This window comes from Hyphomonas beringensis (genome assembly GCF_000682755.1).
GTDB classification, from domain to species: domain Bacteria; phylum Pseudomonadota; class Alphaproteobacteria; order Caulobacterales; family Hyphomonadaceae; genus Hyphomonas; species Hyphomonas beringensis.
This window is the reverse complement of sequence record NZ_AWFF01000047.1, coordinates 1-16240: the sequence shown is the minus strand read 5'-3', so window position 1 is coordinate 16240 and position 16240 is coordinate 1. Positions and strand designations below refer to the sequence as shown.

At 58.1% G+C, this 16240-nt stretch carries 17 protein-coding genes and 1 tRNA gene; 11 read left to right on the top strand and 7 right to left on the bottom strand.

From position 1 onward, the window contains the following. The first annotated feature begins 75 nt into the window (after nt 1-75). From HY29_RS12065 to gmk, 5 genes are all read left to right on the top strand, one after another. A complete protein-coding gene (locus HY29_RS12065) occupies nt 76-309 on the top strand; it encodes an acyl carrier protein (protein ID WP_034797267.1) in 234 nt (77 codons plus the stop codon). A gap of 15 nt (nt 310-324) precedes the next feature. Further along, nucleotides 325-1611, top strand: a complete 1287-nt coding sequence (gene fabF / locus HY29_RS12060) for a beta-ketoacyl-ACP synthase II (RefSeq protein ID WP_034797266.1) — start codon at nt 325-327, stop codon at nt 1609-1611. Between the two features lie 62 nt (nt 1612-1673). Then, complete coding sequence (gene mltG, locus HY29_RS12055) at nt 1674-2702, top strand: endolytic transglycosylase MltG (protein ID WP_034797265.1); 1029 nt, start codon at nt 1674-1676, stop codon at nt 2700-2702. After that, nucleotides 2699-3586, top strand: coding sequence for a YicC/YloC family endoribonuclease (locus tag HY29_RS12050; protein WP_034797264.1), 888 nt, complete (start codon nt 2699-2701; stop codon nt 3584-3586). The genes mltG and HY29_RS12050 overlap by 4 nt, the downstream gene beginning before the upstream one ends. Then, a complete protein-coding gene (gene gmk, locus HY29_RS12045) occupies nt 3576-4229 on the top strand; it encodes a guanylate kinase (RefSeq protein ID WP_034797262.1) in 654 nt (217 codons plus the stop codon). The genes HY29_RS12050 and gmk overlap by 11 nt, the downstream gene beginning before the upstream one ends. Before the next feature lie 173 nt (nt 4230-4402). Here gmk and HY29_RS12040 read toward each other — a convergent pair whose 3' ends face one another. Further along, the gene (locus HY29_RS12040) at nt 4403-5623 is read right to left on the bottom strand and encodes an NADP-dependent isocitrate dehydrogenase (protein WP_034797260.1); all 1221 of its coding nucleotides are present in this window, start codon (nt 5621-5623) and stop codon (nt 4403-4405) included. Between the two features lie 76 nt (nt 5624-5699). Between HY29_RS12040 and HY29_RS12035 the strand changes: the two genes are divergently transcribed. Together HY29_RS12035 and HY29_RS12030 are read left to right on the top strand one after the other, a co-directional pair. After that, nucleotides 5700-6461: an RNA methyltransferase gene (locus tag HY29_RS12035; RefSeq protein ID WP_034797318.1), complete on the top strand. Its 762-nt coding sequence runs from the start codon at nt 5700-5702 to the stop codon at nt 6459-6461. Beyond that, nucleotides 6454-7689, top strand: a complete 1236-nt coding sequence (locus HY29_RS12030; RefSeq protein ID WP_034797258.1) for a TIGR03862 family flavoprotein — start codon at nt 6454-6456, stop codon at nt 7687-7689. Before HY29_RS12035 ends, HY29_RS12030 begins: the two co-directional genes overlap by 8 nt. Here the strand turns inward: HY29_RS12030 and HY29_RS12025 are convergent. Then, nucleotides 7686-8450 carry a crotonase/enoyl-CoA hydratase family protein gene (locus tag HY29_RS12025; RefSeq protein ID WP_034797256.1) on the bottom strand — a complete coding sequence of 255 codons (765 nt, stop codon included), beginning with the start codon at nt 8448-8450 and terminating at the stop codon, nt 7686-7688. The genes HY29_RS12030 and HY29_RS12025 overlap by 4 nt on opposite strands. A gap of 107 nt (nt 8451-8557) precedes the next feature. Between HY29_RS12025 and HY29_RS12020 the strand changes: the two genes are divergently transcribed. Both HY29_RS12020 and HY29_RS12015 read left to right on the top strand, forming a co-directional pair. Next, nucleotides 8558-9754 (top strand): acyl-CoA dehydrogenase family protein, encoded by a 1197-nt coding sequence (locus HY29_RS12020; protein WP_034797315.1) that lies wholly within the window; start codon nt 8558-8560, stop codon nt 9752-9754. Between the two features lies 1 nt (nt 9755). Continuing rightward, entirely contained in the window at nt 9756-10802 is a 1047-nt protein-coding gene (locus HY29_RS12015) for an acyl-CoA dehydrogenase family protein (protein ID WP_034797254.1), read from the top strand. A 1-nt stretch (nt 10803) separates the two neighbouring features. Here the strand turns inward: HY29_RS12015 and HY29_RS12010 are convergent, their stop codons facing one another. Next, a complete protein-coding gene (locus tag HY29_RS12010; protein WP_162176721.1) occupies nt 10804-11742 on the bottom strand; it encodes a LysR family transcriptional regulator in 939 nt (312 codons plus the stop codon). Nucleotides 11743-11828: 86 nt separating this feature from the next. On the opposite strand from HY29_RS12010, the gene HY29_RS12005 reads away from it, so the two are divergent. Beyond that, on the top strand, nt 11829-12407 hold the full coding sequence (locus HY29_RS12005) for a hypothetical protein (protein ID WP_155838307.1): 579 nt from the start codon (nt 11829-11831) through the stop codon (nt 12405-12407). Continuing rightward, entirely contained in the window at nt 12407-13039 is a 633-nt protein-coding gene (locus HY29_RS12000; protein ID WP_034797248.1) for a GNAT family N-acetyltransferase, read from the top strand. Before HY29_RS12005 ends, HY29_RS12000 begins: the two co-directional genes overlap by 1 nt. Nucleotides 13040-13069: 30 nt before the next feature. On the opposite strand, the gene HY29_RS11995 is transcribed toward HY29_RS12000, so the two are convergent. The 4 genes from HY29_RS11995 to pgi form a co-directional block, all read right to left on the bottom strand. Continuing rightward, nucleotides 13070-13144: transfer RNA gene (locus tag HY29_RS11995), tRNA-Phe, on the bottom strand. Nucleotides 13145-13201: 57 nt separating this feature from the next. Beyond that, nucleotides 13202-13423 carry a DNA gyrase inhibitor YacG gene (locus tag HY29_RS11990; protein ID WP_051601461.1) on the bottom strand — a complete coding sequence of 74 codons (222 nt, stop codon included), beginning with the start codon at nt 13421-13423 and terminating at the stop codon, nt 13202-13204. After that, the gene (locus HY29_RS18555) at nt 13420-14457 is read right to left on the bottom strand and encodes a ribonuclease E/G (protein ID WP_051601460.1); all 1038 of its coding nucleotides are present in this window, start codon (nt 14455-14457) and stop codon (nt 13420-13422) included. The genes HY29_RS11990 and HY29_RS18555 overlap by 4 nt, the downstream gene beginning before the upstream one ends. After that, the gene (gene pgi / locus HY29_RS11980) at nt 14454-16010 is read right to left on the bottom strand and encodes a glucose-6-phosphate isomerase (RefSeq protein ID WP_034797244.1); all 1557 of its coding nucleotides are present in this window, start codon (nt 16008-16010) and stop codon (nt 14454-14456) included. Before pgi ends, HY29_RS18555 begins: the two co-directional genes overlap by 4 nt. Nucleotides 16011-16240 lie beyond the last annotated feature (230 nt).

Here is a 16240-nt window from a genome sequence, read left to right as displayed (position 1 = left end):
GTCCCAACTGTGTGCTAGGCGCAACACAATGGTTCGAATCTGGGCCAGTCCTCAGGCATTTCTAGAGAGGTACTCATGTCTGACGTTCTTGAACGCGTTAAAAAAATTGTAGTCGAAAATCTCGACGTGGATGGTGATAAGGTTGTTGAGAGCGCAAGCTTCATCGACGATCTGGGCGCTGACTCGCTGGACCTGGTCGAACTGGTCATGGCTTTCGAGGAAGAGTTCAACATCGAAATCCCTGATGATGTACAGGAGTCCATCCGCACCGTTGGTGATGCGGTGACTCACATCAAGGCTCACATCTAAAACAGGCAGGGTTCTATGTCTGACCGCCGCGTCGTTATCACCGGTATCGGGATTGTCTCACCTTTGGCCTTTGGCCGTGAGGCAACCTGGGAGCGCCTGATTGAGGGCAAGTCTGGGGCTGGACGTATTGATACGTTCGATCCTGAAGACATGCCCTGCAAGATTGCATTCCAGGTACCATGGAAAAGTGGCCGCGGTGGCGGTGAAGCGGACCCTCACGCTTTCGATCCTGAGGCGTTTGTCTCCTCCAAGGAGATGCGCCGGATCGATGAGTTTATTCTTTATGCCATTGCCGCCGCAGACGAGGCAGTAGAGGATTCCGGCTGGAAACCCGAAGACGATGAAGGTCAGGAGCGCACAGGCGTCATGATCGGATCCGGCATCGGTGGTCTGGAATCCATCTATCAGACGGCGGTTACGCTTCATGAGAACGGGCCGCGCAAAGTGAGCCCGTTCTTCATCCCCTCTGCCCTGATCAATCTGGCGTCTGGCCAAGTCTCCATCAGGCACAAATTCAAAGGGCCGAACCACTCTGTTGTGACGGCCTGCGCAACGGGGGCTCACGCCATCGGCGACTCCGCACGTCTCATCAAGTATGGGGACGCGGATGTCATGCTGGCGGGGGGCTCTGAGGCGGTTATCGGACGTATCGGCATTGCGGGCTTCTGCGCCGCAAAGGCCATGTCCACGAATTTCAACGACACACCTGAAAAGGCTTCTCGTCCTTATGACAAGGATCGCGATGGCTTTGTCATGGGTGAAGGTGCTGCCATTCTCGTTCTGGAAGAGTACGAGCATGCCAAGGCCCGCGGCGCAAAGATTTATGCCGAAGTCTCCGGCTATGGACTGACAGGCGATGCCTATCACATCACCGCGCCGGCTGAAGGCGCTGAAGGTGGCTATCGCGCGATGAAAATGGCGCTGAAGCATTCCGGCATAGACCCGACAGAGATCGACTATGTGAATGCCCACGGCACCTCTACTCCGAAAGGGGATGAGGGCGAGGCCGGCGCAGTTGAGCGCGCATTCGGCGATCATGCCAAGAACATGTCCATGTCTTCCACCAAGTCTGCCGTTGGCCACCTTCTTGGGGCTGCCGGGGCCATTGAGAGCGCGTTCTGTGCGCTGGCCATTCGTGACCAGGTGATGCCGCCGACCCTGAACCTCGACAATCCGAGCTTCGAGACCGTACTGGACCTTATCCCGCATAAGGCGAAGAAGGGGCGTGTCCGCGCGGCCATGTCGAACAGTTTCGGCTTTGGTGGCACGAACGCATCGCTCGTGCTCAAGGAAGTGAAATAAGCCTGTTTTTCCGGGCTGGGGTTGGCGTGTAAGCTGGCACCGCCAGGATTCGAGAGGCATGCATGAAACTCATCAAGGGACTGATCTCGCTGTTTGTCCTCCTGTTTGTTCTGGGGGGCGCAGTGGCGGGCGGTGGCTGGCTGTGGTTCCAGCACGAGCTGAGCAAGCCTGGCCCCTCCGCAGAGCAGCATCTCTTCCTGGTTGAGCCGGGCGAGACGCTGGGCGGCGTTGCGCAGCGGCTGGAAGATGAGGGCATCATCTCGGATGACAGGCTGTTCAAACTGAAAGCAAAGCTGGACGGTACGGAACTGGCCATCAAGACAGGTGAGTTTGAACTCGAGCCGCGCGCCAGCCTGTCCGAGGTCATGGAAACGCTGATCGACGGCAAGTCCGTCTTTTACAAGATTACGCTTCCTGAAGGTCGCACGACGGCTCAATTACTCAAAATGGTCGAAGCCGACCCGGTTCTGATCGGCGATATGCCGGAAGAGGAGGTCGCTGAAGGCAGCCTGCTGCCAGATACGTATCTTTTCCATCGTGGAACATCGCGCGCTGACCTTATTGGTCGGATGCAAAAGGCCCAGGCTGACCTATTGGATGAGCTGTGGCCGCGGCGCGCCGAAGATCTGCCAATCGCCTCCAAGGAGGAGGCCGTTATTCTGGCCTCTGTCGTAGAGAAGGAAACCGGCATTGCCGGGGAGAGGCCGCAGATCGCCGGCCTGTTCATTACGCGTCTGAAGCGCGGCATGCGACTGGAGAGCGATCCAACCATCATCTATGGCGTTTCCAAGGGGGAGCCGCTCTACAACAAGAGCGGCCAGCGGCGGACGTTGTATCGATCCGAGATCAACCGCAAGACGGACTGGAACACCTACCAGATCGATGGCTTGCCGAAGACGCCCATTTGCAATCCGGGGCGCGATGCCATTGCTGCGGTGCTGAACCCGGAAGAGACAGGGCACATCTTCTTTGTCGCAGACGGCAAGGGTGGACATCTGTTCGCCAAGACGCTTGCAGAGCACAACAAAAACGTTGCGGCCTATCGCCGGTATGAGCGACAGGAAATCCAGAGGGAGCGGACAGGGCAATGAGCAAGCTATCCGGCATGACAGGCTTTGCGCGCCTCACAGGCGAAGAGGACTGGGGCGCATGGGCCTGGGAAGCCAAGAGCGTCAATGGCCGTGGCCTGGACGTGCGCGTGAATACACCGCCAGGCTTTGACGCTTTGGAGCGCCATGTGAAGGCGGCCGCGTCAAAGGTGTTCAATCGCGGCTCTCTGCAGGTTTCCCTGCGGATTGAGATGGGCGGTGCGACCGAGAGCGTGGCCATCAATGAGGCTTTCCTCGACAAGCTGGTCGACGCCACAAGGCAGGCTCATCAGGGAGAGCTCTCCAGCGAAGCCATTGCCACTCTGATGACCGTTAAAGGCGTTGTGGAAGCAGGCGGCGACAATATTCGCGACCTGGCAGCCCAGGAAGGTGTAAGTGCGATGCTATCCGCCGCAGCGGAGAAAGTGCTGGCGGAGCTGGCAGACGCCCGCCTCGCCGAAGGCGCGTCCCTGCAGTCCATCATGGGCAAATTGGTCGATGAACTGGAAGAGACCGCGAAACAGGCCGCCAGCCTTGCGGGTGAGCAGCCGAGCCTGCTGAAGGCGCGTTTGTCCAAGCAGTTGGAAGAGCTTGGCGCCAGCAACCAGGTGGATGCAGAGCGGCTGGCCGCAGAACTGGCGATCACGGCTGCCAAGGCGGATGTCCGCGAGGAGCTGGACCGCCTGAGTGCGCATTTCGAAACGGCGAGAGGCTTGCTGGCAGGTGGCTCTCCGGCAGGCCGTAAGCTGGACTTCCTTGCGCAGGAGCTCAACCGCGAAGCCAATACGCTGTGCTCGAAATCCGTCAGCCTGGATTTGACGAATGCGGGACTTGGCCTCAAAGGAATAATCGACCAGTTCAAGGAGCAGGCAGCCAATGTCGAATAGCGGACATCCGAAAGACAGCGGCAAACGGCGCGGGCTCATGCTCGTCCTGTCCAGCCCGTCCGGTGCAGGCAAGACAACACTTTCGCGCAAGCTGATTGAAGAGTTCGACGATGTGAATTTGTCGGTTTCGGCTACCACGCGGGCTCCGCGCCCGGGTGAGCAAGACGGTAAGGATTACTTCTTCCGGTCAGTGGATGCATTCCATGACATGATCGAGCGGCGCGAGTTTCTCGAATGGGCCCATGTGTTTGACCGGTATTACGGCACGCCCAAGGCCGATACGGTCGCGCGTCTGGATGCGGGCGAAGACGTTTTGTTCGATGTGGACTGGCAAGGGGCGGATGCCCTGCACGACCAGATGCCGAATGATGTGGTTTCGGTTTTCATTCTGCCGCCAAGCATCAACGCATTGGAAAAGCGGCTCGCTGCACGGCCCGGCTCGACGCCTGAAATCGTCGCCCGGCGCATGGAAGAAGCCAAGCGAGAAATCATGCACTGGCGCCGCTATGACTATGTGATCGTAAATGACGATCTGGAAGTTGCCTATCAGCGCCTGCGCCGGATTCTGCTGGTGGAGCGCTTGAAGCGTCTGCGTCAGCTGGACCTTGAAGATCATGTCCGCCAATTGCTTGGGGAAGCCTGATGGAACCACGCAAGAAACTTGGAAACATCAAGAGCAGCCCGATCTGGCTGATCGCGCTGATCCCCTTATTGGGCATCGTATGGGGCGCCTGGTATATCGCCAAACATGTTATCTGAACGAAAAAGCCCCGCAGCATCGCTGCGGGGCTTTTCCTTTAGCCTTGAAGGCGGCGATCAGGATTTCGCCATGGCCTTCTGGAAGTTCTTGTCGACAGCTTCAATGAAGCCTTCGGTTGTCAGCCATTCCTGGTCCGGACCCACCAGCAGGGCGAGGTCTTTGGTCATCTGGCCGCTTTCCACCGTCTTGATGATGGTCTCTTCGAGAGTCTGGGCGAAAGCACGAACGTCTGGCGTGTCATCCATGCGGCCCCGGTGATCCAGACCGCGCGTCCATGCGAAGATGGAAGCGATGGAGTTCGTGGAGGTTGCTTCGCCTTTCTGGTGGTTACGGTAGTGGCGCGTCACGGTGCCGTGGGCAGCTTCTGCCTCAACCGTGTTGCCATCGGGCGTCATCAGAACGGACGTCATCAGGCCGAGAGAGCCGTAGCCCTGTGCGACGGTATCGGACTGAACGTCGCCGTCATAGTTCTTACAGGCCCAGACATAACCGCCGGACCATTTCATGGCGGCTGCAACCATGTCGTCGATCAAGCGGTGTTCGTAGGTGCCACCAAATTCGTCAAACTTTGCTTTGAACTCGTTGTCGAAGACTTCCTGGAAGATGTCCTTGAAGCGTCCGTCATAGGCTTTCATGATCGTGTTCTTGGTGGACAGGTAGACCGGCCATTTGCGCTGCAGGCCGTAGTTGAGAGATGCGCGGGCAAAATCACGGATCGACTCGTCAAGGTTATACATGCCCATGGCAACACCCGAGGACGGGAAGTCGAAGATCTCATATTCCTGAGAGTCGGAGCCGTCTGCAGCTTCCCATTTCATGGTCAGCTTGCCTTTGCCCGGTACGCGGAAATCTGTTGCCTTGTACTGGTCACCGAAAGCGTGACGGCCAATAACAACTGGCTTCGTCCAGCCTGGGACCAGGCGTGGAACGTTGGAAATCACGATCGGTTCGCGGAAAACAACGCCGCCGAGGATGTTGCGGATCGTGCCGTTCGGGGAGCGCCACATTTTCTTGAGGTCGAATTCCTCAACGCGTGCTTCGTCCGGGGTGATCGTCGCACATTTGACGGCTACGCCATATTGCTTGGTGGCGTTCGCAGCATCAACGGTGATCTGGTCGTCTGTCTCGTCGCGCTTCTGGATCGACAGATCGTAATACTTCAGATCGATGTCGAGATAGGGGTGAATCAGCTTGTCCTTGATCATCTGCCAGATGATCCGGGTCATTTCGTCCCCGTCCATTTCGACGACGGGGTTTTTGACCTTGATCTTTGCCATGTTGGAATTCCTCACGGTTGCCTGTATCTGGCAGCGCTATAGCAGAGCGGACCGCCGCGTCAAAACAGGTAAAACAATGGCAGATCAGCGCAGCCCGGCAATCATCCTTCATTCGCCCCAACTTGGCGAGAATATTGGCGCTGCCGCAAGGGTTATGCGCAATTTCGGTTTGACTGATCTCAGGCTCGTCACACCGCGCGATGGATGGCCGAATCCGGCGGCTGAAACCATGTCAGCCGGGGCCTTTGAGGCAGGTGTGACGGTTCAGGTGTTCGAAACGCTTCAGGAGGCGCTGGAGGGAATCAGCTGGCTGGCCGCTGCGACAGCGCGTCTGAGAGGGATGGAAAAGCGCGTCGGAGATGCTGCTGAGGCAGCGGAAGCGGTCTCGGAGCGGCTGGATACGGGCAAATCCGCAATCATGTTCGGGGGTGAAAAATCAGGCCTGCCGAATGATGCGGTCGCTGTGGCTGACTTTCTGATGACGTATCCCGTCGATACCGACTTCAAGAGTCTCAATCTTGCGCAGGCTGTTTGTGTCTTTTGTGCAGAATGGGGCAAGCGCGCAATTGGCGCGAGAGCCGACGTAGAAGATGGGAAAGCCGGGCTGGGCGATCCTGCACCGCGCGATGAGCTGTATCGTATGTTCGAGCATTTCGAGGATGAACTGGAACGGGCCGGCTATTTCTTCCCGCCCGAAAAGACAGCCTTGATGAAGGACAATCTACGCGCGGCTCTGATCCGGGCAGACTGGACCCGGCAGGAGGTCCAGACCTTCCGCGGTGCGATCAAGGCCCTTGCACTGGGCCGGGGCAAGGCGCGGGTTGTCAGGGATGATTGATCCCTCAAATCGCGTCGCCGTCATTGGGGCGGGGCCTGCCGGGCTGATGGCGGCGGAAATCTTGTCCAGCCATGGTTATGGCGTGGATATCTATGATGCGATGCCGAGCGTCGCGCGCAAATTCCTTATGGCTGGCAAGAGCGGCCTGAACATTACCAACACGCATTTCCCTAATGATGTTGGGGATATCTATCCGCGGCCAGCCGCGCCATTGAGGAGCGCATTAGCCGCATTTCCATCTCACTCTGTTGAAAACTGGATGCAGGATCTGGGCGTTCAGCCGGTCACTGGATCCACAGGCCGGGTCTTTCCTCAGCAGATGAAGGCGTCGCCCTTGCTGCGCGCCTGGCTGCGTCGATTGCAGGAGAACGATGTGCGCTTGCATGTGCGCCATCGTTTGCGCTTATGGAATGAGGCTGGCCTGCAGTTCGATACGCCGGACGGTCAAAAAGCTGTGCGGCCAGCGGCCTGTGTGTTCGCCATGGGCGGAAGTAGCTGGGCGAGGCTGGGCTGTGACGGACAATGGGCGGAGATATTCCGCGAGGCCGGGATAGAGCTCGCGCCATTTCTCCCCTCCAATTGCGGATTTCGCATGTCCTGGTCTGACCACCTGAAGGCTGAGTTCGCAGGTCAGCCAGTCAAGAATGTTCAGCTCACGGTCGAAACAAAGCGGGGCATTCAGCACACCAGCGAGGAATTCGTGGTAACGGCCGATGGGGTAGAAAGCGGCGCGATCTACACGCTATCACTCACACTAAGAGACAAGATCGTCAGTGGAGAGACCGCCACGATCTGGCTGGACCTGTTACCTGATCTTGATGGGGGAGAGATCGAGCGGCGCTTGCAGGCCAGGAAAGGCAAGCAATCCATATCGAACCATTTGCGCCGGACACTGAACCTGACGGGCATTAAACGCGCTTTGCTGAATGAGTTGGGAGACCGGACTGTCTTTGATGATCCGAAGGCCCTGGCGCAGCAGATTAAATCCCTGCCGCTTACTCTGGCAGGGATGGCGCCGCTGGATCAGGCAATCTCCACGGCCGGCGGTGTCGCCTGGCATGAACTCACTGAGGATTTCATGTTGTGCAAAAAGCCGGGGGCGTTCTGCGCAGGGGAAATGATCGGCTGGGATGCGCCGACGGGTGGGTACCTTCTTACGGCCTGTTTTGCCACCGGACGCGCAGCCGGTCTTGGCGCTGTCCGGTGGCTGGAAAACAGGTCTGTCTAGCGACCTTTCCAGACAGGCGCGCGCTTCTCAATGAATGCCTTGGGGCCTTCTTTGAAGTCTTCCGTGCCGACAATCTTGCCGAATGCCTTGCCACTGTCTTTCCAAAGCTCGTCATCCGTTTTGGCTGAGGCATCCATGACGACTTCGCGGCTTGCCGCAACTGCAAGCGGCGCATTGGCCGTTACGCGCTCGGCAAGTTTCTTGGCTTCGTCCATCACCTGATCAGTCGGAACAACCTTGTTGACCATGCCGAGTTCATAGGCCCGCTGGGACGGCAGAGGGTCTCCCGTGAGAACCATTTCAAGCGCCGTAGCGCGGCCGATGGCGCGGGGGAGGCGGAAGAGGCCACCAGCGGCTGCGACGAGGGAACGTTTCACCTCTGGCAGGCCGAAATTCGTGTCCTCGGCGCAGACGATCATGTCACATGACAAAGCCACTTCCGTGCCGCCTGCTAGCGCTGAGCCCGTGATGGCAGCGATCAGCGGCTTCGTGCGCTCGCGTTTGGCAATTCCTGCAAACCCACCTTTTTCAGTTGAAAGGGCGGCGCCATTGCCGGCCGAGATTTCTTTCAGGTCAGCCCCTGCGCAGAACGCTTTGCCGACGGCCGTGAGAATGCCCACCCATACTTCCGGATCGGATTCCATCTTATCCAGGGCCGCTTCCATGGTCTGGGCCATTTCGCCATTGATGGCGTTTCTGGCTTCAGGGCGGTTCATTGTGATGATCGCTATATTGCCGTGCTTCTCATATTCGACGGGCATGGTGTTTCTCTCCTTGTTGTTTGAAGACAGCTAACCAGCATTCCCCAGCGTCCATCAAGACAGTTTGCTCTTGCCAGACCTTGGGGAAAGCCGCCGAAATTGACGGGATGGATCTTACACTCAGCCCCGAATACACCGCGTTCCGTGACCATGTAGCGAAGCTGCTGGAGGAGAACGCCCATCTCGCCCCAGGCCCTGAAGACAAGGGCCTGAAGCATCCAAAACGCCTTGCCTGGCAGAAATTCCTGATTGGTGAGGGCCTGACAGCGCGCACCATTCCCGAGGAGTATGGCGGCTATGGCGCCGAGCCGGATATCCTGAAGTCCAGGATCATTGCGGAAGAGTTCGCGCGTAGCGGTGTGCCGCGCCCGCTGGCAGGGCAAGGCATATCCATGCTTGTGCCCACCCTGCTGGAATTGGGGACGCCGGAGCAGAAAGAGAAGTACATTCGCCCGACCCTGCATGGCGAGATGATCTGGTGTCAGGGCTATTCTGAACCCGGTGCAGGCTCTGATCTTGCCTCATTGCAAACCAAGGCGGTCGAGGATGGTGATGACTATGTCATCAATGGCCAGAAGATCTGGACATCGACTGCTCGTCAGGCGGATATGATTTTCTGCCTTGTCCGGACGGATCCTGATGCCAAGAAGCATCATGGCATCACCTATATCCTCTTCCCGATGGATACGCCTGGAATTGAAGTGCGTCCGCTGGTCGACATGACAGGGTCTGCGAACTTCAACGAAGTGTTCTTCACGGATGTACGTGTACCGAAGAGCGGTGTTGTGTTCGAGCCCAATAAGGGCTGGCAGGTTGCAAATGCGACGCTGACCCATGAACGCGGCATGCTGGGAGACCCGAACGCGACAAAGGCGCGCTTTGTGGAGTTGGTCGAGCTGATGAAGCGTGAAACGGTCAACGGAGAGCGTCTGATTGACAATCCTCTGCTGCGCGACCGCCTTATGGCCTTGCAGGCAGAAGTCTATGCCATGCAGGCGAATGGCCTGCGTATCATGACGAGCCGCTTGAAGAAGGAAAGCGCCGGACTTGCGGGGCTGGTCGTGAAGCTGCAGGGCTGTGAGCTCAACCACCAGATTGCAGGCTTGGCGATAGATGCACTGGGCGAACTGGGGGTACTTTACGGCGAAGGCGAGCATTTGCGGTCAGAGGGCAGCTGGCAGTGGCGCTACATGTATGATCTGGGTCTGATTATCGGTGGAGGCACGGCGCAAATTCAGAAGAACATTATCTCGGAACGTGGGCTGGACATGCCCCGCGAACCGAAGCCGACAGTGAGGGCGTAAAATGGAATTTGGTTTATCTGAAGATCAAAAGCTGTTGCAGGAAACTGTCCGCCGGTTTGTCGCCGAGCAGGCGCCTCTTGATGCGATCCGCAAGATTGCGGAAGGCGATGAAGAGGCGAAGCAGACAATCGCAGCGGGCATTGAAGAGCTAGGACTGAATGGCATCGCCGTTCCGGAAGAGCTTGGCGGAGCAGGGCTCGGTATGCTGGATGCCGTGTTAGTTCAGGAATGTCTCGGTTATGGCATTGTGCCATCAGGCTTCCTTGCGAGCGTTGTCGCCTCCACAACCTTTTCCAGCGCTGACACGGCGTTGGCGCAAGCTATAGCTGCTGGTGAGGTGCGCTTTGGCATTGCGCTGAATGATCTTGTCTCACGCCGCGATGGAGCGGGGCTGTCGGCTCAGAATGGCGTGCTTTCGGGTACGTCCATGATGGCCGTCTCTGCGGAAGACGCCACGCATTTGCTGGTATGTGATGTGGAGCGAAACCTGCATGTGTGTGCACCGCAAGACTATCAAGTGCTGCCAACAATTGACCGTACACGTGTGTTCACGGAGCTCAAATTGTCGAACGCCGAAAGCCAGATCTCACTTGCTGATGGGAAGGGCGCGTTGGCAAGAGCATGTCTGCTGCTGGCGGCAGATTCTCTTGGTGCGTCGCAAGCCATGCTGGACAAGGCCGTGGAGTATGCCAAGGAGCGTAAACAATTTGGTCGCGTGATCGGCTCTTTCCAGGCGGTGAAGCATCTCTGCGCTGAAATGGCAGCGAAAATTGAACCTTCACGCGCTTTGATCTGGCACGCGGCGCATGCACTGGACATGGACGAGGGCGAGGCCTTGGTCATGGCCCTGCTGGCGAAGGCGCATATTTCGGAGGTTGCGACCTTTGTTGCGCGTACCTCTACGGAGGTGCATGGCGGTATGGGGTTCACGGATCTTGTCGGGCTGCATTACTGGTTCAAGAGAATTGGTGTGAACCGTCAGCTTCTTGGGTCTCCGGCTCAGTTGCGACAGATGGCGGCTGTTGCCCAGGGTCTGGTCGCGGCCTGATCTATTCTTGCTTGCTCTGAACATTCGGAGGTGTCTGGCGGAACCAGAGGCTTTCCTGCGGCGAGAAGATAGAGGTCAGCCATTCAATGATTGCGCTACCCTTTTTTAAACTCCGCGTGCGCGGCGCACAGGACATCCATATGTCCAGGCTTGGACCGGTTAGGTCAGGGTGGGGGATAAGGTCAGGGTAGCATTCTGCATGATGAGCAGGCATCAGGGCTGGTGCGAGGCCGGCCCTACACAGCGCAACCATGGTTGTCAGGGAGTTTGTCTGCCTCAGAAGTTCCAGGCCGTTATCCATGCTAGTCGACAAGTGGCATGTGTCTGTATACGAACTATGAATTAGGCATTTCTGTGCTAAAAGGTCGGCAAAGCTTTTTGGTGTGCCGTCAGGCGTTGAGTGGGCGCGTGAGGTGAATGCCATGTAGTGTAGACGGCCGAGGCGTCGTGTGATGATATCCGGTTGTGTCGGCTTACTATGCTGGATGTGAATGTCAAAGAATGAGCCTTCATCGGCTTTTGGTTCATCGTGTACGGATAATTGGACAGTCAGGTGAGGCGCTTCTTTCAGGAAAGCCGCCATCCTTGGCGCAACCCAACTCGCGGCGAGAGATTCACTGCACGCAATGTGGATGGGTGCGTTCTCTCGTAAGGCTGGGGTGGTGAGCTCCCATTGTGCAGCCTCGACCGTGTCGGCAATCAATTCGACATGTCGTAAGAGCGTCTCTCCGGCCTTGGTCAGCGTGATTCCGCGTGTGGTCCGGTGGAACAGCTCGGCCTTAAAGCTCGCTTCAAGATCCGACATGCGGCGGCTGACCGTCGGCAGGGAGCCTCCCAGTCGTTCGGCGGCGGCGCTCATGCTGCCCGTTAGGGCAACCGCCCTGAAAACCCGGAGGCGATCCCAATCAAAGGCGCTTTCCGCAGCGTGCGGGCCTTGCATGGCTGAAAACCCCCGTTTCATTCCGTTCTGAAGTCAGCCCCCCTGATCTGTGACATGAGAAATTAACCATTTAATGGAGAAATCTCATGAATGCAACTCAGGCTAGAGAAGTGGCGACCGCCAATGTCGATATTTCTGCTGTTGTGGCGCGAGCGCGTGACTTCGGCTTCAGATTGGGAACTTACGAAGAGCTGAAGGCGGGTGTGGCGCTGGCGGAAGAGCTGATGAACAGCAAATTGGCCTCTGTTGATGCGATCGCGCGCATGAATGATCACACCGGCATGACAGCATGGGTTACTGGCGATCCTGTCGAAGGGATCTTCCTAACCCTTCCGCTCACCGTCGCCGGCGAAGAGGCTGTGCGCAATGGAACCTACAGTCCCGCTGATCCGGATCTGGCGCATCTAGCCAAGCAAGGCCGCGATGTGGCGGCTTTCTATGTCGGGGTCTATGCAGGCAAGACCTATGAGGCACGCAAGAGCATCATGACCGCATCTGCCGTTATGCGGGTCGATCAGTTCGGGGCCTTCCGATCCTATGCAAGGGGCGCGACGGCTGATGGCAGGCGCTCAATGGAGAGCCTGGGCTTTCAACGATTTGAAGGGGGGCTTCCAGATTTGTACGTGCAGCAGGCCTTCAAGCCTATGCCAGGGGAGGTGGCCTGATGTTTACAACCCATCCAGATATTGGTGAGCGCGCTTTGTTGCGGCCTGCGCCGCAGGAAGCTTACGGGGCCTATCAAGTGTCCGTTGCCCGCACACTAGAAGATCTTCAGCAGGTGGTGGCGATCCGTTCGGCCGTATTCCTGGCAGAGCAGGATTGCCCCTATGATGAAGAGTTTGACGGTAATGATCTGTGCGCGACGCACTTCCTGCTGAAGCGGCAGGGCAGGCCCGTCGGCACGCTACGCGTCCGCTGGTTCGCAGACTTTGCAAAGCTGGAGCGTATTGTGCTGCTACCATGTGATCGCGGACGCCCAGGCCTGAAAGTGATGCTCGCTCACATGTTCGAGCTTGTCTCCCGGAAAGGGTATCAACGCATGATCGGCCAGATCCAGGCGCGCCTGTGGCCTGTCTGGTCGCGCACCTTCAAGTGCGAACTGATCCCTGGGCGCAGCCCGTTCTGGTTTTCGGATTACGAGTATCGCGAGATCGAGATTTCAGTCCCGGTCCACCCCAACGCCCTGACCATGACGGAAGACCCCTATCTGATCATCCGCCCCGAAGGTGCATGGGACAGACCCGGCGTGCTGGACGCCTCCGTCACGCGATCCAACAACAAAAGGAGCGCAGCTTAGGAGCGGTATAAGCTGACAAGACTGGGAAAATGGTGCCCGGGGGCGGAATCGAACCACCGACACGCGGATTTTCAATCCGCTGCTCTACCCCTGAGCTACCCGGGCGGGTCACTGGGGAAGCGCGGTATCTAACGAAGGCTGGACGGCTTGTCTATGCTGTTTTCAGTCTTCTTCTGTCATCCCTTTTTCAGAGCTGCTTGAAGGGACCTCATCGGCCAGGTCTGCGGGGGCTCCGGGGATGGCGTATCCGCCTGTCAGCCATTGCGACAGGTCAACATCCGCGCAGCGTTTCGAGCAGAAAGGGCGATACTCTGGCGAGATCGGCTTTTTGCGGCACTGGGCACATTTGGGCGTGCGTTTTTCCGGGGAAATGGGTTTGCTCATGAGGTTCGGTACACAATGGGTGTTGGGGACGTCGAGGTTTCATATGTGAAGCGTTGACCATATTTTCCAGCGATAGCCCCCTGCAGCGGCTGTGCTTCCTGAGTGAGCCAGAGATGCGCATCGGTCGGCAGTTGCAGTGTTAATCGCTGCATCCTGTCTGCAGCGGCTTCAGCTTCCAGCAGGCGAATCCCGGAGAGGCATAGGCTCTCGGGTGTGGGGTGTGTCAGGTCTGGCGTCAGTATCCGTTCCGCGATGGGCGTTTGCTTCCAGGGCAGGGACATCTCCATCAGTCCCAGGGATGAGGGCGGAAGTATATTTGCGCCCTTGATGCCCAAACTCGTGAGCGCGTGCTGTGTGGCTTCCTGAAGCTTGCGGCCCGACTCACGATTGACCGGCGCAACGCAGTCTACAACGAAGAGGCCGCCGATTTGTCTCAGACCGATCTGGCGGGCGAGTTCGGTGCAGGCATCCTTGTTGATTCGCAGGGCACGGCTTGCGGCGCTGCCCTTGTCGGTCCGCCCCGATGTATCGATGTCGACCGCGCACAGGGCTGTGGTTCGTTCGATATGCAGACGTCCGCCATGTGGAATCTGTATGCTGCGGGCAAGAGCCGACTCAAATGCCTCCGCAACTTCCGGATTGCCGGGAGGCACGTCTTCAATCATGGCGCCATGCCAAGGCGTCAGGCTCGCATCCTCAAATGTCTTTTCCTTTGGATGGGCGATGACGCGCGGCAGTTTTCCGTTACGCGCCTCGGCGGCGACTAGAACGGAGATGGCCTGGCCCTCTGTCAGTGCGCTATCCCTGGGCACACGCAGGAAAGCCTCTCCCTTGCCGACAATTTCGACAAAGGCACCTCCAAGGGCTGGCTCCAGCGTCCGCACGCGGGCCTCATGAGTTGAGCCAAGAGTCAGGCGCGTATCCTGATCGCGCCAGCGGGTTAGACGCAAGGCGATTGCGAGGCCAGCTCCATTCAGCAAGACCTCGCGGGTCTCGCCGATACAGGATTCGCGCAGGATGCGGTTTTGCGTCATCCCTTCCGGATCATCGAGATGATGGCGGCGGTGGCGGCGTCATCTGCCTTCACTTCTCCGGAGACGGCTGGTTTGAGCCTCGTTGCCATCGTCTTTCCGCGCTCGACGCCCCATTGGTCGAACGGATTGAGGCCCCACAGATGGCCCGCGAAATACGTGCGGTGTTCATAGAAGGCGATCAGAGCGCCGAAGGCTTCCGGGCCAAACTTGGCGTGGCTCAGAAATGAGGAGGCGCGACCTCCCGCGTGAACTTTTTGATTCGCGACAATGTCGGTCAAATCCGGTTCCTCTGCCTTGACCTCTTCCAGGCTGCGGCCATTGGCCAGCACTTCTGCCTGGGCGAGGGCATGTGCAGTCAGGGCTGTGACGCCTTCCGGATCGCGTTCCATGTCTGGTGCCAGGATGAACTCGCAGGGCACGGCTTGTGAGCCCTGGTGCAGCCACTGGTGATAGGAGTGCTGTCCGACAGAGCCTTCTCCGCCCCAGAGCGCCGGGGCGGTAGCCGTCTGAACACCAACGCCATCGGGGCCGACCGTCTTGCCGTTTGATTCCATTTCCAGCTGCTGCAGATAGGTCGGCAGCATGCGCAGGCGGTTAGCATAGGCCAGCAGAACCCGCATTTTCTCGCTGCGCACAGAGGCATTCCAGTAGTCAAGCAGAGCAAGGCGCATCGCCATGTTTTCTGCAACAGGAGTGGACTTCACGTGCGCATCCATATCAGCAGCGCCGCGCAGGATGCCCTCAAAAATGTCTGCGCCGAGATAGATCATGCAGGCGAGGGAGGCTGCAGACCACAGCGAGAAACGCCCGCCGACGGAGAGGGGCATATCGAATACGTGTGCTTCACGCCCGCCAAGCCAGCTTTTTGCGCGATCCGGATTGGCGGTCACCAATGCAAGGTGCTGATCTGACTTGTCGCCGACAGAGGCTTCCAGCCAGGCGCGGGCACGGTTCAGATTGTAGAGAGTTTCTTCGGTTCCGAAGGATTTGGACACACCGATGACCAGCGTGCTTTCCGGATCCAGGCCTTCAAGGGCCCTGTCCAGATCAAACGGGTCAACGTTCGCGCAGAAGCGCAGATCTATGCCGGAGGTGGCCTTGTCACCAAATGCGTCGGCGATCAGGCGCGGGCCGAAATCTGACCCGCCAATGCCGATGTGCAGGACCGCTTGGAAGGGTTTGCCGTTTGATGCCGTGACAGAGCCGTCTGCCATCTTGCGTGCAAATTCCAGCGCTGGCAGCACACTTTGGCGAACGGCTTCGGCTTCACCCTCAAGAGGTGATTGTGCCCGAAGCGCCCAGTGAAGGGCTGGACGATTCTCTGACGGATTTACGATTTCCCCGTCGAACAAGCGCCCTGCGGCTGCTTCCAGGCCTGCTTTCTTGCCAAAAGTCAGAAGAGCTGTCTCGGCGTCCTTATCAAGATACTGACGGGCGAGATTCAGCTTCCAGCCTGATGCAGATAGCGGCGCATCATCAGCGCGGCTTGCTGCGAGCGACGCCAGGGAAGCCTTGTTCAGGCGTTCAGCGTGTTTGGAAAGATCAGCAGGCATATTGAGGTTATCCTTGCGTGAGGTTTTGTCGCCCTTCGCTTATCCGGGGAAGTGGAAGTCGGCAAGACATGAGACCGGACCGCAGTTCTTGGCATTTGAATGCTTGAAACCCGCGCCACACATGGCTATGAGGCGCGTTTAACAGGCTCCTAGCCTGAAGTTTCATTTTGTCCGGCGGGCCGGACACCAAACTCGAACCAAGGAGAGGCCCGATGGCCAAGGCAAAGTTT

Coding starts and splice junctions, on each gene's coding strand:
- HY29_RS12040 (WP_034797260.1), bottom strand. CDS start 5,623: ATGGCAAAGATCAAGGTCAAAAACCCCGTCGTCGAAATGGACGGGGAC.
- HY29_RS12020 (WP_034797315.1), top strand. CDS start 8,558: ATGGATCTTACACTCAGCCCCGAATACACCGCGTTCCGTGACCATGTA.
- HY29_RS18555 (WP_051601460.1), bottom strand. CDS start 14,457: ATGACGCAAAACCGCATCCTGCGCGAATCCTGTATCGGCGAGACCCGC.
- HY29_RS12000 (WP_034797248.1), top strand. CDS start 12,407: ATGTTTACAACCCATCCAGATATTGGTGAGCGCGCTTTGTTGCGGCCT.
- HY29_RS12035 (WP_034797318.1), top strand. CDS start 5,700: ATGGCAGATCAGCGCAGCCCGGCAATCATCCTTCATTCGCCCCAACTT.
- gmk (WP_034797262.1), top strand. CDS start 3,576: ATGTCGAATAGCGGACATCCGAAAGACAGCGGCAAACGGCGCGGGCTC.
- HY29_RS12030 (WP_034797258.1), top strand. CDS start 6,454: ATGATTGATCCCTCAAATCGCGTCGCCGTCATTGGGGCGGGGCCTGCC.
- HY29_RS11990 (WP_051601461.1), bottom strand. CDS start 13,423: ATGAGCAAACCCATTTCCCCGGAAAAACGCACGCCCAAATGTGCCCAG.
- HY29_RS12015 (WP_034797254.1), top strand. CDS start 9,756: ATGGAATTTGGTTTATCTGAAGATCAAAAGCTGTTGCAGGAAACTGTC.
- pgi (WP_034797244.1), bottom strand. CDS start 16,010: ATGCCTGCTGATCTTTCCAAACACGCTGAACGCCTGAACAAGGCTTCC.
- HY29_RS12005 (WP_155838307.1), top strand. CDS start 11,829: ATGAATGCAACTCAGGCTAGAGAAGTGGCGACCGCCAATGTCGATATT.
- mltG (WP_034797265.1), top strand. CDS start 1,674: ATGAAACTCATCAAGGGACTGATCTCGCTGTTTGTCCTCCTGTTTGTT.
- HY29_RS12010 (WP_162176721.1), bottom strand. CDS start 11,742: ATGCAAGGCCCGCACGCTGCGGAAAGCGCCTTTGATTGGGATCGCCTC.
- HY29_RS12025 (WP_034797256.1), bottom strand. CDS start 8,450: ATGCCCGTCGAATATGAGAAGCACGGCAATATAGCGATCATCACAATG.
- HY29_RS12050 (WP_034797264.1), top strand. CDS start 2,699: ATGAGCAAGCTATCCGGCATGACAGGCTTTGCGCGCCTCACAGGCGAA.
- fabF (WP_034797266.1), top strand. CDS start 325: ATGTCTGACCGCCGCGTCGTTATCACCGGTATCGGGATTGTCTCACCT.
- HY29_RS12065 (WP_034797267.1), top strand. CDS start 76: ATGTCTGACGTTCTTGAACGCGTTAAAAAAATTGTAGTCGAAAATCTC.